Here is a 13,552-nt window from a genome sequence, read left to right as displayed (position 1 = left end):
GGGCAGCAGGTAGTTTCAGTTAGTTCTTGCTGAAAGCCTCGAAGTCTTGCTGAGACTGCCACTTGTCGATTTCCGCAGCCGTTGCTCGAAGTTGAGGGTCAAATTCGAGGTATGCCTTTGTCTCACGCGCGATGAGCCCGGACAGGACAATTAGACCGATGAGGTTCGGCAGCGCCATCAGGCCGTTGAGGGCCGAGGCGACGGACCAGACGGTTTCCAGCTGAGTTACCGCGCCGACGAAGACCACGCAGGTGAAGACCGCACGGTAGAGGCCGGTGCCGCGGCGACCGACCAGGGACTCGAAGGCGCGCTCACCGTAGTAGGACCAGCCCAGCATGGTGGAGAATGCGAAGAAGACAACCGACAGCGTGACGATGGTGCCACCCCAGTGACCCGGCAGACCGCGGGAGAATGCCTCAGCGGTCAGAGCGCCAGTGTCGACGTTGCCATCCTGCCAAACACCGGTGCTGATGATAACCAGGCCGGTGAAGGACACGACGATGATGGTGTCAATGAAGGTCTGAGTCATGGAGACCAAACCCTGACGAACTGGGTGAGTCGTCGATGCGGCGGCAGCGGCGATAGCACCGGAACCCAGGCCCGACTCGTTGGAGAACAGACCGCGGGCAACACCCATCTGCAGGGCGAGAATGAGCGTGGATCCTGCGAACCCACCAACGGCCGCGGTGCCGGTGAAAGCATCGGTGAAGATGAGCTTGAAGGTTTCGGGCAGCGCCGAGACATTGGCGACGAGCACCCACACGGCCGCACCGATGTAGAGCACAATCATCATCGGCACAAAGCTGGCGGTGATGCGGCCAATCGACTTAATGCCACCCATCAGAGCTGCACCTACCAGGATGAACATAATCATGCCGGAGAGCGTCGGATCGATGTCGAAGCTGTTTTCCAGGTTCGAGGCCACGGCATTGCCCTGGGTTAGGTTGCCGATACCAAACGCCGCCAGCGCAGCGAAGACGGCGAAGAGAATGCCCAGCGTCTTACCAAAACCATTCGGGATGGCCTTGCGCAGGTAGTACTGCGGACCACCGGACTGTTCGCCAGCTGCATCGGTCTGGCGGTACTTCACGCCCAGGAATGCCTCGGAGTACTTCGATGCCATACCTAGCAGGCCGGTTACCCACATCCAGAACAGCGCACCGGGTCCACCTAAGCCGATTGCGGTAGCGACACCGACAATGTTGCCGACACCGACAGTTGCCGCGAGAGCCGTCGCCAGCGCCTGGTAGTTGGTGATATCTCCCTCGGCGTCGTCGTCGTTACGGTCGATGAGTCCGAGGCGCAGTGCCGAGCCGAGTTTGACCAGGTGAATTGCGCCCAGGCGAATGGTCAAGATGATTCCGGTGCCGATCAGCGCGGGGATGAGGAGGTACGGACTCCAAATAAAACTATCCGCCGCTGAGACAAAATCGCTGAAGCTTTCCATGCTGTGGAACTTTACTGGTAGAAAGCCTAAACCCAATCATTAAATTCTCAGAAAATGATTATTGCGCTACTAATTCGCCACAAGTGGGGGTAAACGCATTCCGGCGAAAACAAAGATCATTCCGCCAATCAGTGTGAGAGCAACGTACCCACATGCCCTCCAAAAGTGTTGGTTTTTAAGGCGTGTGATCTCTCCGGCGAGTGTGGACCACGTCGACAGGCCGCCGGCGAAGCCAATCATCACCGTCGCATAGGCCAGGGCAGGGGTCATGCCGTCGCTTGTCGACGTTCCCCGCGACCACACCACAGCAGCGGCACCGGCGACGAAGCAGGCAATCATATTCGCGGTCCACGTTCCGGGCAGTTTGGAATCAGCCCACTTCACCGCAAGTTCGGCCAGCGTATAGCGCAGCGCTCCCCCTACTGCGGCGCCAACTGCGATAGCGAGAATGGCAGAGAGCGCCGAGGGAAAAGAACTGAGGAGATCGCCGGTCATTCCGCAACCTCCCGCGCACACTTGGTTCCCAACCAGTAGGCGAGGGGACAACACAGCAGGTGAATAAGCCCAACGCTCACAATCAGCACGACTGACGTGTCCGCCTGTGCCAATAGGAGAATGACAAAGGCGGAGAAAGTGGTGAAGCCGCCACAAAAGCCAGTACCGCAGAAAGCGGAAAGCCGAGGATTAGCAAACGCGATACTGCTGACCAGGCCGAAGAGAAGGCAGCCCAGTAAGTTGATGACAGTCGTCGAGATTGCGCTAATTCCCGAGCCAACGATTGCATCGATCGCCGCTCCGAACAGAAAGCGACCTACTGCGCCAACAGCGGCGCCGCCGGCCACGGCCAGAGCTGTCAGACCCTGCGCTCGTCCTGCTGATGGCAGCTTCGGAGCAACAGATTCCTCATTCACGGTGAAAACGCTAGCACAGCGGCTAAAGGGGGGGGGACAGGAGACAGGTGCCGGCAGCCCGGAATCCTTTCGAGAAGGTGCTCCCGTCGGCACGCGGCAATCTATCTGATGCACCCTATTGCAGGGGCGAGTTTGCCTTACCGAGTGGTTCTTGCCATGCGCGCTGTCCCTAAAACGGGGACACTGGAGAGGAGGAAGCGCATCTAAGTTCGGTTTCTTTGTCTCGGCCGGTTGGTCGGCAATGAAATCGGCGGTTGCGCAGTTCGCCGATTTAGCAGGAGGATACCCACAATGGCTCATGAGCGCGCCGGGCAATTGGCCCAGCCATCCGACCTTATCGATGTCGCGGAACTGGTCACTGCCTACTACACAAAGCACCCGGACCCGAATAACCCCGACCAGAAGGTCGTCTTCGGTACTTCCGGTCACCGCGGTTCCTCCCTCGACGGCGCTTTCAACGAAGACCACATTCACGCCACTACTCAGGCCATCGTGGATTACCGCAAGGGCCAGGGCATTGAAGGCCCACTGTACGTTGGCCGCGATACCCACGGCCTGTCCGAGCCGGCAATGATTTCCGCCCTCGAGGTGCTCACGGCCAACGGCATTACCGTGATGGTTGACGCTCAGGATCGCTACACGCCGACCCCGGCCGTCAGTCACGCGATTCTGACGTATAACCGCGACGTGGAGGGCGGTCCGACGGGTAGTAGCTCCGCGCGTGCCGACGGCATCGTGATTACCCCTTCCCACAATCCGCCACGAGATGGTGGTTTTAAGTACAACCCGCCGACCGGTGGTCCGGCGGACGCGGATGCGACGGACTGGATTGCAGCTCGTGCCAATGAATACCTGGCTAAGGGCCTGGATGGGGTTAAGCGCCAGCTGGTGGATAAGGCCGTTGACCTCGTCGTAAAGCACGACTACCTCAACGCATACGTGTCGGACCTGCCGAATGTTGTCAACCTCGACGCCATCCGTGATGCCGGCGTGCGTATCGGCGCTGACCCAATGGGTGGTGCGTCGGTGGATTACTGGGGTGCAATTGGCGATGCGCATAACCTAAATCTGACTGTGGTCAATCCGCTGGTTGATGCGACCTGGCGTTTTATGACGCTGGATACAGACGGCAAGATTCGTATGGACTGCTCCTCACCGAATGCGATGGCGTCGTTGATTGGTAACCGCGATAAGTTCGACATCTCCACCGGCAATGACGCGGACTCGGACCGTCACGGAATTGTGACACCGGACGCAGGCTTGATGAACCCGAACCACTACCTGGCCGTTGCCATTGATTACCTCTTCGCACACCGCCCGGGCTGGTCGCAGGACACCGCGGTCGGTAAGACGCTGGTGTCTTCGTCGATGATTGACCGCGTCGTCGCCAATTTGGGTCGCAAGCTAGTGGAAGTTCCAGTCGGCTTTAAGTGGTTCGTCCCGGGTTTGCTCGGCGGCACCATCGGTTTCGGTGGTGAAGAATCCGCCGGCGCATCGTTCCTGCGTCACGACGGCACTGTGTGGTCTACCGATAAGGACGGCATCATCCTGGACCTCCTGGCCAGCGAGATCAAGGCCGTGACCGAGAAGACTCCATCGCAGCTCTACGCAGAGCTCGCCAATAAGTACGGTGCCCCGGCTTACGCCCGCACCGATGCGGACGCAACCCGTGAGCAGAAGGCAATCCTGAAGAAGCTCTCGCCGGAGCAGGTCAAGGCCGACACCCTGGCTGGGGAGACCATCACAGCCAAACTGACCGAAGCGCCGGGTAACGGCGCTGCGATTGGTGGCCTCAAGGTGGTTACGGAAAACGCATGGTTCGCGGCGCGTCCGTCGGGCACTGAAGATAAGTACAAGATCTACGCGGAGTCTTTCAAGGGCGCGGATCACCTGGCACAGGTTCAGGCTGAGGCGCAGGACGTGGTCTCGGCAGTTCTGAACGGGTAAACGGTATCCGTTGGGCTAGCTGTAAACAGTTAGCCTGTACTAATATTTCTATGCATGAAGAATTTCGTAGGCGTGGTGGCCCGATTCGGCCTAGCTGCAGTTTGGTTGTACTCGGGTTTTATCAAACTGCTGAACCCGCTGGAATCGCGTCAGGCAGTGCAAGCTTATGAACTGCTGCCGAGCGACTTGGTGCCGATGGTAGCGGTTGCGCTGCCCGCCTTCGAAGTCATCCTTGGACTCTTACTGGTATTGGGGCTTTTCCTGCGTCCGGTAGCAGTATTGTCAGGAGCGCTCTTGCTGGTGTTCGTCGGAGGCATTATCTCGGCGTGGGCGCGCGGACTGCAGATTGACTGCGGTTGCTTTGGTGGCGGTGGCTACGACGAGAACGCTGACGCAGTTTCATATCTCAAGTCAATTGCCCGAGACATAGGTTTTTTGGCGTTGGCTGTATTTGTGTACGTATGGCCGTGGAAGAAGTTTGCCATTTACGCCTAGCCCGCTGGCTAGAGGTTGAAGTCTGAGGGAAAGGACAAGGGGGGGGGGCTGGGGTCAAGGCGGTGGGCCTAGTGATGGGCCTAGTAACCATTTCCGTTTTCTCAGGCGGAATTGTGTCATTGGCAAGAAAACACCGCTATCGTAAGCGGTGTGAGTCAGAAGATTAAGAACCCAAATGAAAAGGGCAGTGGCTTCGTCGTTGGCCTGATTGCCCTTCTTGCTGTCGTTGTTGTTGTTATCGGCGGAGTTATCTACATCGGCCGGTCGCAGCCGATTGAGGGACTTCCAGATGAGGACGTCGACTTCTCCGTCGCACTCGACGGTGATGTCATCCGGCTAAGCAAGGATGGCGCCGAAGGGGCTAAGACGGCCACAATTTTTGAGGACTTCTCGTGCCACTACTGCGCTCAGATGAGCGAAGAGGGCCACGATGATGAGCTCAAGGCGCTAAACGACGGCAAGCTTGTCGCGGAATACCGCACGCTGAACTTCCTGGATGGTCAGGAGAAGGAGCAGCGTGACGGTCACTCCACTCGCGTCTACGCGATTGCCCGCAAGATTGCTGAGACCGGTGATGCTCGCGCATATTGGAACTTCCACACAATGATGATGGCTGACCAGCAGAACTCCGTCACGTGGAGCAATGACGAGCTGGCTGACCGTCTGGAGCAGCTCGGTGTCGCTGACGAAGTTGTCAGCAAAGTCCGCTCCGGCATCGACACCACCGAGGCCAAGGCAAGCGCAGACGCTAACTTCGATGACCTTGAGAAGCGCTTGGGCAAGGTTTCCTCGCCGCATGTCTTTGTCGATGGCAAGGATATTCTGGAGAACATTTCCGGTAATGGCGGACTGGGGCAGTGGGTCAAGGTGGCCCTGCGCTAGGATCCGTGCACGCTCACACGATTCATCTTCAGTTCATGTTCGGCAGATCCGCTTTGGGGTACTCGGCGAATGCGTAAAAGAGTGTTCTACATGCGGATTTGGTGATACATGACAGTGCCATGTAGCCTTTGAGGAGTCCACAGCGGAGGGTGAAAGCCACTTCGATGTTGATTCTGGGGCTATGGCGCAGCTGGTAGCGCATCACACTGGCAGTGTGGGGGTCACGGGTTCGAGTCCCGTTAGCTCCACCAGTATGAAATCCCTCGGTCGAAATGACCGAGGGATTTCTTGTATCTGCCCTGGGTAGTGTGCTCGCCGTTTACCTCAGTGATTGGTAATCCGTATGGCTGTAGCAACTTTGTCTAAACGGTGGAATACTGGGGGTATGGCACACAACGACTCCGTTATCCAGAAACTGTCCACCGAAGAATCCCTCGAGCTGCTGGCTACGCAGACTTTTGGGCGCCTGGTTGTTCGTCGTAAAGATGATATGGATCTTTTCCCGCTGAACTACGTCGTTCATGAGGGGAGCATTTACTTCCGCACTGCCGAGGGGTCGAAGCTTTTTACTGTTTCTCTGAACCACGATGTTCTTTTTGAGGCCGACTTTGTTGACAAGGATGCCCAGAAGGCATGGTCGGTCATCGTAAAGGGTGACGCAGAGGTTCTCACCTCCCGCGCTGATATTAACGCTGCAGACGAGCTGTCACTGAAGCCCTGGCTGCCGACGTTGAAGTACAACTACGTGCGCATTACCCCGAACAATGTTTCCGGTCGCCATTTCCACCTCGGTGAGGAGCCGAATCGCTACGAAGTGTAGCGGCGGCATACGGTGCTTTTGCTTTACGACGGTGGAGGCTCCGTCGTAAAGCAAAGCTAGCAGCGTGCAAAGGCAGCATTTAGTGACTGAGCACCGCCGTTAGCTGTTTTTTAAAAATTGTTGGGTTAAATTACCCAAAAGCGCCCTAAGTGAGATTCAACGCGTTACAGTCACAAATGTGACGTGCACCATAGAATCGACCGATGGGGTGCCAGCGCAGCCCGATGTGCGCAGGCAGTCCCCACGTATGCAGAAGATCGTAGATGAAGCGCGCGCGATGCTGCGCGAATCGGGTTGGAGCGCAATCAGTATGCGCCGTCTAGCGGCGCGACTCGATGCGAAGGCGCCATCGCTGTATAAGCACATCAGCGGCAAAGAAGAGCTCCTCCAGCTGCTGCTGACCGAGAGTCTCGAGAATCTGGGCAAGCGTATTCATGCTGCCATTGATGAGGAATGCCCTTCGGCGTCTCTGCTGCAGGCGTCCCGCCAGGCAGTTCTCGACGATCCGCATGGCTACCGGCTGATGAGTCGCACTAATTTCGTGAATGTCGTCTCGCCTTCGTCATTGGATGCCTGGATTCGCGATGCATTCATTAAGGTTGCCGGCGATGAGCCTAAGGGATTGGCCATGTGGGCGTTCGCGCACGGTTTGGTGACCGCCGAACTCGTCCAGGATGGTTCACCTGCGCTGGAACCAAGTGCCGAAGCCGGTGCGGCAGACAGCTTGGCCGCAGTTGGAGCTATTTGGGACGCTGGCGCGGAGGCCTTCTCTTAAGGGGGGGGGGCTCACTGCTGGGCCGACCCGGGGCAGTAGCTTAGCGCCACCAGGAATCGGCCGGTCCAGGAGGGACGGCTCGCTTGTGCCGGGAAATGGAGTAGAGGTGCTCGATTCGCGCGGCATCCTCATCTGAGACGGCCTTGCCTTCGAGGTAGTCGTCGATGGCGGTATAGGTCACCCCGAGCGCAACTTCGTCGGGAAGCGCAGGGCGATCTTCTTCCAGGTCGGCCGTCGGCACCTTCTCCCACGTACTGGATGGTGCGCCGAGGTGACGGAGTAAGGCCGCGCCCTGGCGCTTGCTCAGCCCCTGCAGCGGGACGAGGTCGCAGGCGCCGTCGCCGTGCTTGGTGTAGAAGCCGGTGACAGCCTCCGCGGCGTGATCTGTTCCGATGACCAAAGCGCCGTCAACACCCGCCACTGCGTACTGGGCAATCATGCGCATGCGGGCCTTAATATTTCCCTTGTTGAAGTCGCTGATAGCGCTGCCGGCCAGGGCATCGGTGACCTGGGCGGTCATCGCGGCGGTGGCCGGTTCGATATCGATAGTTAGCCTTTGGTCAGGTTGAATGAATTGCAGTGCCACCTGTGCGTCGTCCTCATCGGCCTGCACGCCGTGGGGGAGGCGAATGGCAATGAAGGTGGCGTCCTCGCCGCCGTTGCGAAGCTTTTCGACGGCCAACTGCGCTAGACGTCCGGCCAGCGTGGAATCTTGACCGCCGGAAATTCCGAGCACGAATCCCTTGGCGTGCGCGGCGCGGAAATAATCGCAGAGAAAATCGACTCGGCGGCTGATTTCCTCGGCGGCATTGATGGTGGGCTGGACGTGGAGGTCGTTAATAATCTCCGACTGGAGGGGATGTGGGAAATCCTGTGTGCCTACTGGTGTCATGAGCCTCACTCTACCGCTAGTTCAGGACGGGAAAAGGGATGATTTTCCTGCCAGAAGAGTGCCAAAGCTCTCATCTTTATCGAGTAAGTGCTGTTCGGATAGGGGGTCTTTGGCCGGAGGGTGGCAAGATTTCCAGCGTGAGTACAACCGAACAGAATAAGACTGGACCGAACCGGGAAACCACCACAACTCGGTCGATAGCCGTGGCTATCATCGCCGCTCTGGGCGGCCTCCTCTTTGGTTACGACACCGGTGTCATCTCAGGCGCGCTGCTGTATATCCAGCGCTCTTTTGAGCTGACTCCAGGACAGGAGTCCACTGTCACCGCCATGCTCTTGGTCGGTGCGGCTATCGGTGCGTTCCTGGGTGGTCGCGTAGCGGACTCTCTGGGGCGCCGTGGCACCATCCTGCTCGGAGCGGTCGGCTTCATCATCGGCAGTATCTGGTGTGCTTTCGCTACTAGTGCGTTTTCGCTGGGTACTGCGCGTACTTTGCTCGGCGTCTGTATCGGTGGTGTTTCCATCGTCGTACCGATGTACATCTCCGAAATGGCACCACCGCATGTGCGTGGACGCCTGGTCAGCCTGAACTCGCTGATGATCGTGATTGGTCAGCTGGTGGCGTTCCTCACCAACTCCGCCCTAGCCTCCTCCGGTAACTGGCGACTCATGCTTGGATTAGGCGCTGTCCCCGGCATCGTGCTGCTCATCGGCATGCTGGTTCTGCCGGACACTCCGGCCTACCTCGTCCGTCGAGGACAGGAGGGCAAGGCGCTGGCCGTGCTGCGTCAGATACAGGGAGATGAGGCGACCCTGGCTGAGGTTGCCGTTGGTGAGGCGTCGTCAAGCGCCGATCAGCGTGCAGCCGAGCGCCTGGCCGTGAAAACCCCGTGGGTGCGACGCACCGTCATCATCGCGATGCTGATTGGCGTGACGCAACAGGTCACGGGCGCGAACGCGATTATGTATTTCGCGCCGACGATGATGAACAAGGTTGGCTTGTCGACGGAAAGCTCTGTCTATACCTCCATCATCATCGGTATCGCTTCGGTGATTTCGTGTGCAATTGGTATGAGCATCATTGACCGCGTTGGTCGTCGGCGAATGCTGATTATCGGTCTGGTGGGCTGTGCAAGCTCGCTGCTCGTGCTGGCGCCCGTCTATGGTTTGTCGAGTAACTCTTCGACGGGTGCCATGATGTCGCTTCTGCTGATGACCGTATTTATCGTGTTCCAGCAGGCGGCTGTGTCGGTGGCGACCTGGCTCCTGATTTCCGAGATCATCCCGACAGAGGCCCGTGGCCTGGGTATGGGGCTGGCAGGGCTCGCGCTATGGGTTGCGAACTGGTTTGTGGCACAGGCTTTTCTTCCGATGGTGGATGCTGTCGGTGGTGCGTGGTCGTTCTTCTTCTTTGCCATTACGGGCGCAATTGCGCTGGTATTCACCATCAAGGCGGTGCCGGAGACCTCAGGTAAGACGCTTGCCGAGGTCCGCGAGTACATGATTGCCGCTGCCAAGTAGAGAAGTGGAAGCAGTTGCAACGTGGGGAGTCACGATCTTGGGGTTGACTGTGAAAGAACATGTTTCCCCCGGATTTTTGGAGTTATTCCGCTTATTAGGTAGTATGGCAACTCGTGTCGTAACGCATACTCTTTGATATTTCTTCGGATTATCAGGAAAGGTGCGTTGCCAGGCAGTCACTGGGGTGATTGTCCGGGGAGAGTGCAGTGTGCACATCCCCGTTTCGGAGCCGAGTAGAAAGGAGCGCCCGAATGAAGGTCCGCAAGTCCCTTCGGTCGCTGAAGAACAAGCCGGGCGCTCAGGTCGTGCGCCGTCGTGGCAAGGTCTACGTGATCAACAAGAAGGAGCCGCGCTTCAAGGCCCGCCAGGGCTAAGCCTTATTTAGGCTAGCGCGAAGCAAATAGCTTCCTCATTTATTGCCAAAACCGCAATCTGAAGTCGCAGTTTTACTGTGGCTGAAGGTTGCGGTTTTTGGGTTTTGGAGGGACAGGTTCAGGCGGTGACAGCGTTTATGGCTGGGGGCGGTGGAGCGATGGGGCGATGGAAGTTACTGACTGCGTTTATGTCAAAATTGGCCCGAAAAATGGCCTGAAAGTGTCATAAACTCGGACAGTTTCACATGTGCAGCCTGTAATTTTTGAAATCGCTGCGGAATCCGAAGTTGGGTAGGGGAGGGATAGGGCAGAGCAGGGACACTGCGGCACCTGGTATTGGTGTGATTGGCCTCGAGCCGTCTTGCAGTAATTGGTTTAACCAAAATGGACCGATAGTTGTTTTTCTACGATTTTCTAGAATTTTTAGCGTGAAATTACAAGGTTGTGGTGCGTCTGTGTACAACATCTTGTGCGCCAGAGATCTCCGAACAGGGAATACCATGGTTGTGAGTACTACATCTAGTATGACTAGAGTTTTCTAGGCGCCAAGTGTAGTGTTTTCGATGTCGAGCCAAGGAGAGCTAAAAGGACCTGTCTGCCACCCGTACTCGGTTTCTCATGAACCCTGGGAGCTTTCGGTCATTCAACCAATCCGCTGATTCCTCGGCCGCTTCCGTTGTTTGTACGAAGTCGATCCGATTCATTGGTCTTACCCAAAGCCAGAAAGTTTGTGAGAGTCATGGTTACCGTTTACAGCAAGCCTGCATGTGTCCAGTGCCGCGCTACCACTCGTGCCCTCGATAAGGCTGGAATTGCCTACGATATCGTCGACATCACCATGGACGATGAGGCTCGGGACTACGTCATGGCTCTCGGTCACCTCCAGGCGCCGGTCGTTGACACTGGCACTGAGACCTGGTCGGGTTTCCGCCCGGACCGCATCAAGGCTCTCCAGGCAGCTTAAGAATCACACACCTCCCCGCAGATTTCGTTAACCGCACAGGAAACGGAGATTGCGGGGGTTTTGCGATGTAAAGGGTGAAGCTCTCATGCTGGTGGTGTATTTCTCCTCGGCGACGGGGAATACACACAAGTTTGTTGAAAAGCTAGGTATCAAAAATGCCCGCATTCCCATCCGTCGTAATGAGCCGGAGCTTATCGTCGATGAGCCCTATGTCCTCATTTGTCCGACTTATGGTGGTGGCGTTTCCATCAGCGGTGGTAACTCAAGGCCAGTTCCTCCGCAGGTCATCAAATTTCTTAATAATGAGCACAACCGCTCTTTCATCCGAGGTGTGATTGCTGCCGGCAATCTCAACTTCGGTGAGGACTTCTGTAAAGCAGGGGATGTCATCTCCTACAAGTGCAAGGTTCCATATCTATATCGCTTCGAGCTGATGGGAACCGACCACGATGTGCGGCGAGTCCGAGAAGGGCTAGAGGAGTTCTTCCACGGTAGAGTCAGCGCCTAAGTTGGCAAGCCTCAGTGTCGAGGGAAGGGGCACTGAGGACAACCGAATGGATACGCTCGCGGAAGCCGTCGTAAAGCGGTGTGCGAGGAAAATAGCTAGATTGGATTGCTCTGGGCAGTGTTTGAACAGACCCTGTGCAGGCAAATGAATATTAAAGGAGTCAACGTGTCGGAAATGGGCAAGCAGGTCGCGGAGCCGGTGGGTGAGGACAAGCTGGATTACCACGCGCTCAATGCGCTGCTGAATCTGTACGGTGAAGACGGCAAGATTCAGTTCGATAAAGACCGCATGGCTGCGCGCCAGTTCTTCTTGCAGCATGTCAATCAGAACACTGTGTTCTTCCACAACTTGCGGGAGAAGCTCGATTACCTGGTAGAAAATCAATACTACGAGGCCGAAGTTCTGGAGAATTACGAATTTGAGGACGTCAAGGCACTGTTCAAGCAGGCCTATGCCCACAAGTTCCGTTTTCAGACTTTCCTGGGTGCTTACAAATACTACACCTCGTACACACTGAAGACCTTCGACGGCAAGCGTTACTTGGAGCGCTACGAAGACCGTGTCTGCATGGTTGCTCTCACGCTTGCCGACGGCGACTTGGGGCTCGCGCAGCACCTGGTTGATGAGATCATCACCGGACGCTTCCAGCCTGCTACTCCTACATTCCTCAACTCCGGTAAGGCCCAGCGCGGCGAACCGGTGAGCTGCTTCCTGCTGCGTATCGAGGACAATATGGAGTCCATTGGCCGCGCCATCAACTCCTCGTTGCAGCTGTCCAAGCGCGGCGGTGGTGTGGCACTGCTGCTGAGCAACCTGCGTGAACAGGGTGCTCCGATTAAGCACATCGAGAATCAGTCTTCTGGTGTCATCCCGGTTATGAAGCTGCTGGAGGACTCCTTCTCCTACGCTAACCAGCTGGGTGCTCGTCAGGGTGCTGGCGCTGTCTACCTGCACGCGCACCACCCGGACATCATGCGCTTCTTGGATACCAAGCGTGAGAACGCGGACGAGAAGATTCGCATCAAGTCGCTGTCGCTCGGCGTTGTCATTCCGGACATCACGTTTGAGCTGGCCAAGCGTAACGACGACATGTACCTCTTCAGCCCGTACGATGTCGAGCGTGTCTACGGTAAGCCGTTCGCGGACATTAACATCACCGAGAACTATGCGGATATGGTTGAGGACCCGCGTATTCGTAAGCAGAAAATCAACGCGCGTCAGTTCTTCCAGACCATCGCTGAGATTCAGTTTGAGTCCGGCTACCCGTACATCATGTTCGAGGATACGGTTAACCGCGCGAACCCGATTGAGGGTCGCATTAACATGTCGAACCTCTGCTCGGAGATCCTGCAGGTCAACACCCCATCGACCTACAATGCGGACCTGTCCTACGAGCATGTGGGTGAGGACATTTCCTGCAACCTTGGCTCGCTGAACATTGCGATGACCATGGACTCGCCGGACTTCGGTCGCACTGTCGAGACTGCCATCCGTGGCCTGACTGCGGTCAGTGAGCAGACTTCTATTGACTCGGTGCCATCGATTCGCAAGGGCAACGACGGATCTCACGCGATCGGCCTGGGGCAGATGAACCTGCACGGTTACCTTGGTCGCGAGAAGATTGTGTACGGCTCGGAAGAGGGCCTGGACTTCACCAATGCCTACTTCGCAGCAGTGCTCTACGCTGTCCTGCGCGCTTCTAACAAGATTGCTCGTGAGCGCGGTCAGAGGTTCGTCAACTTTGAGAACTCCGACTACGCCAGCGGCAAGTACTTCGATAAATTCGATCCGGCAGAGTTTCAGCCGAAGACTCAGCACGTAAAGGAGATCTTCGCGAACTCCACCGCACACATTCCGGACGCTGAGGACTGGGCGCAGCTGAAGGCCGACGTCATGGAGTACGGCCTGTTCAACCGCAACCTGCAGGCAGTGCCGCCGACCGGTTCGATTTCCTACATCAACAACTCGACTTCGTCGATTCACCCGATTGCGTCTCAGATTGAGATCCGCAAGGAGG

Annotated in this window: 14 protein-coding genes and 1 tRNA gene; 11 read left to right on the top strand and 4 right to left on the bottom strand. The window is 57.0% G+C overall.

Annotated elements, in window-relative coordinates:
• Window positions 1-19: 19 nt before the first annotated feature.
• From HMPREF3011_RS07910 to HMPREF3011_RS07900, 3 genes are all read right to left on the bottom strand, one after another.
• Window positions 20-1,447 (bottom strand): alanine/glycine:cation symporter family protein, encoded by a 1,428-nt coding sequence (locus tag HMPREF3011_RS07910; protein ID WP_038627968.1) that lies wholly within the window; start codon window positions 1,445-1,447, stop codon window positions 20-22.
• 69 nt (window positions 1,448-1,516) lie between these two features.
• Window positions 1,517-1,942, bottom strand: coding sequence for a fluoride efflux transporter FluC (locus HMPREF3011_RS07905; protein WP_038627971.1), 426 nt, complete (start codon window positions 1,940-1,942; stop codon window positions 1,517-1,519).
• Entirely contained in the window at window positions 1,939-2,358 is a 420-nt protein-coding gene (locus HMPREF3011_RS07900) for a fluoride efflux transporter FluC (RefSeq protein ID WP_224792265.1), read from the bottom strand. The genes HMPREF3011_RS07905 and HMPREF3011_RS07900 overlap by 4 nt, the downstream gene beginning before the upstream one ends.
• Before the next feature lie 291 nt (window positions 2,359-2,649).
• Here HMPREF3011_RS07900 and pgm point away from each other — a divergent pair, with 291 nt between their 5' ends.
• From pgm to HMPREF3011_RS07870, 6 genes are all read left to right on the top strand, one after another.
• On the top strand, window positions 2,650-4,305 hold the full coding sequence (pgm, locus tag HMPREF3011_RS07895) for a phosphoglucomutase (alpha-D-glucose-1,6-bisphosphate-dependent) (protein ID WP_070841365.1): 1,656 nt from the start codon (window positions 2,650-2,652) through the stop codon (window positions 4,303-4,305).
• Between the two features lie 54 nt (window positions 4,306-4,359).
• Complete coding sequence (locus tag HMPREF3011_RS07890; protein ID WP_070841364.1) at window positions 4,360-4,800, top strand: MauE/DoxX family redox-associated membrane protein; 441 nt, start codon at window positions 4,360-4,362, stop codon at window positions 4,798-4,800.
• Window positions 4,801-4,950: 150 nt separating this feature from the next.
• A complete protein-coding gene (locus HMPREF3011_RS07885; RefSeq protein ID WP_070841363.1) occupies window positions 4,951-5,682 on the top strand; it encodes a DsbA family protein in 732 nt (243 codons plus the stop codon).
• Between the two features lie 175 nt (window positions 5,683-5,857).
• A tRNA-Ala gene (locus tag HMPREF3011_RS07880) sits at window positions 5,858-5,933 on the top strand.
• 134 nt (window positions 5,934-6,067) lie between these two features.
• Complete coding sequence (locus HMPREF3011_RS07875; RefSeq protein ID WP_070439561.1) at window positions 6,068-6,502, top strand: pyridoxamine 5'-phosphate oxidase family protein; 435 nt, start codon at window positions 6,068-6,070, stop codon at window positions 6,500-6,502.
• 178 nt (window positions 6,503-6,680) lie between these two features.
• Window positions 6,681-7,277 carry a TetR/AcrR family transcriptional regulator gene (locus tag HMPREF3011_RS07870; RefSeq protein WP_246821471.1) on the top strand — a complete coding sequence of 199 codons (597 nt, stop codon included), beginning with the start codon at window positions 6,681-6,683 and terminating at the stop codon, window positions 7,275-7,277.
• Window positions 7,278-7,317: 40 nt separating this feature from the next.
• Here the strand turns inward: HMPREF3011_RS07870 and nadE are convergent, their stop codons facing one another.
• Window positions 7,318-8,169, bottom strand: coding sequence for an ammonia-dependent NAD(+) synthetase (gene nadE, locus HMPREF3011_RS07865; RefSeq protein ID WP_049181988.1), 852 nt, complete (start codon window positions 8,167-8,169; stop codon window positions 7,318-7,320).
• Between the two features lie 38 nt (window positions 8,170-8,207).
• On the opposite strand from nadE, the gene HMPREF3011_RS07860 reads away from it, so the two are divergent.
• The 5 genes from HMPREF3011_RS07860 to nrdE all read left to right on the top strand — a co-directional run.
• A complete protein-coding gene (locus HMPREF3011_RS07860) occupies window positions 8,208-9,689 on the top strand; it encodes a sugar porter family MFS transporter (protein WP_141737475.1) in 1,482 nt (493 codons plus the stop codon).
• Window positions 9,690-9,940: 251 nt separating this feature from the next.
• Window positions 9,941-10,063 carry a type B 50S ribosomal protein L36 gene (gene ykgO / locus HMPREF3011_RS07855; protein WP_005511141.1) on the top strand — a complete coding sequence of 41 codons (123 nt, stop codon included), beginning with the start codon at window positions 9,941-9,943 and terminating at the stop codon, window positions 10,061-10,063.
• 739 nt (window positions 10,064-10,802) lie between these two features.
• Window positions 10,803-11,027 carry a glutaredoxin-like protein NrdH gene (nrdH, locus tag HMPREF3011_RS07850; RefSeq protein WP_005511161.1) on the top strand — a complete coding sequence of 75 codons (225 nt, stop codon included), beginning with the start codon at window positions 10,803-10,805 and terminating at the stop codon, window positions 11,025-11,027.
• 85 nt (window positions 11,028-11,112) lie between these two features.
• Window positions 11,113-11,535 (top strand): class Ib ribonucleoside-diphosphate reductase assembly flavoprotein NrdI, encoded by a 423-nt coding sequence (gene nrdI, locus HMPREF3011_RS07845; RefSeq protein WP_038627981.1) that lies wholly within the window; start codon window positions 11,113-11,115, stop codon window positions 11,533-11,535.
• 174 nt (window positions 11,536-11,709) lie between these two features.
• Window positions 11,710-13,552, top strand: a 1,843-nt coding sequence (gene nrdE, locus HMPREF3011_RS07840) for a class 1b ribonucleoside-diphosphate reductase subunit alpha (protein WP_070841361.1), incomplete at its 3' end; no start/stop codon positions are given.

The sequence above is a fragment of the Corynebacterium sp. HMSC074C04 genome (assembly GCF_001838295.1).
Lineage (GTDB): Bacteria > Actinomycetota > Actinomycetes > Mycobacteriales > Mycobacteriaceae > Corynebacterium > Corynebacterium amycolatum.
This window is presented reverse-complemented; position numbering and strand designations above follow the sequence as displayed.

Bases quoted from the DNA above. Each gene is read 5' to 3' on its own strand.
- HMPREF3011_RS07860 (WP_141737475.1), top strand. From the start codon at position 8,208: ATGATTTTCCTGCCAGAAGAGTGCCAAAGCTCTCATCTTTATCGAGTA.
- HMPREF3011_RS07905 (WP_038627971.1), bottom strand. From the start codon at position 1,942: ATGACCGGCGATCTCCTCAGTTCTTTTCCCTCGGCGCTCTCTGCCATT.
- pgm (WP_070841365.1), top strand. From the start codon at position 2,650: ATGGCTCATGAGCGCGCCGGGCAATTGGCCCAGCCATCCGACCTTATC.
- HMPREF3011_RS07875 (WP_070439561.1), top strand. From the start codon at position 6,068: ATGGCACACAACGACTCCGTTATCCAGAAACTGTCCACCGAAGAATCC.
- HMPREF3011_RS07890 (WP_070841364.1), top strand. From the start codon at position 4,360: ATGAAGAATTTCGTAGGCGTGGTGGCCCGATTCGGCCTAGCTGCAGTT.
- ykgO (WP_005511141.1), top strand. From the start codon at position 9,941: ATGAAGGTCCGCAAGTCCCTTCGGTCGCTGAAGAACAAGCCGGGCGCT.
- HMPREF3011_RS07910 (WP_038627968.1), bottom strand. From the start codon at position 1,447: ATGGAAAGCTTCAGCGATTTTGTCTCAGCGGCGGATAGTTTTATTTGG.
- nrdH (WP_005511161.1), top strand. From the start codon at position 10,803: ATGGTTACCGTTTACAGCAAGCCTGCATGTGTCCAGTGCCGCGCTACC.
- nrdI (WP_038627981.1), top strand. From the start codon at position 11,113: ATGCTGGTGGTGTATTTCTCCTCGGCGACGGGGAATACACACAAGTTT.
- nadE (WP_049181988.1), bottom strand. From the start codon at position 8,169: ATGACACCAGTAGGCACACAGGATTTCCCACATCCCCTCCAGTCGGAG.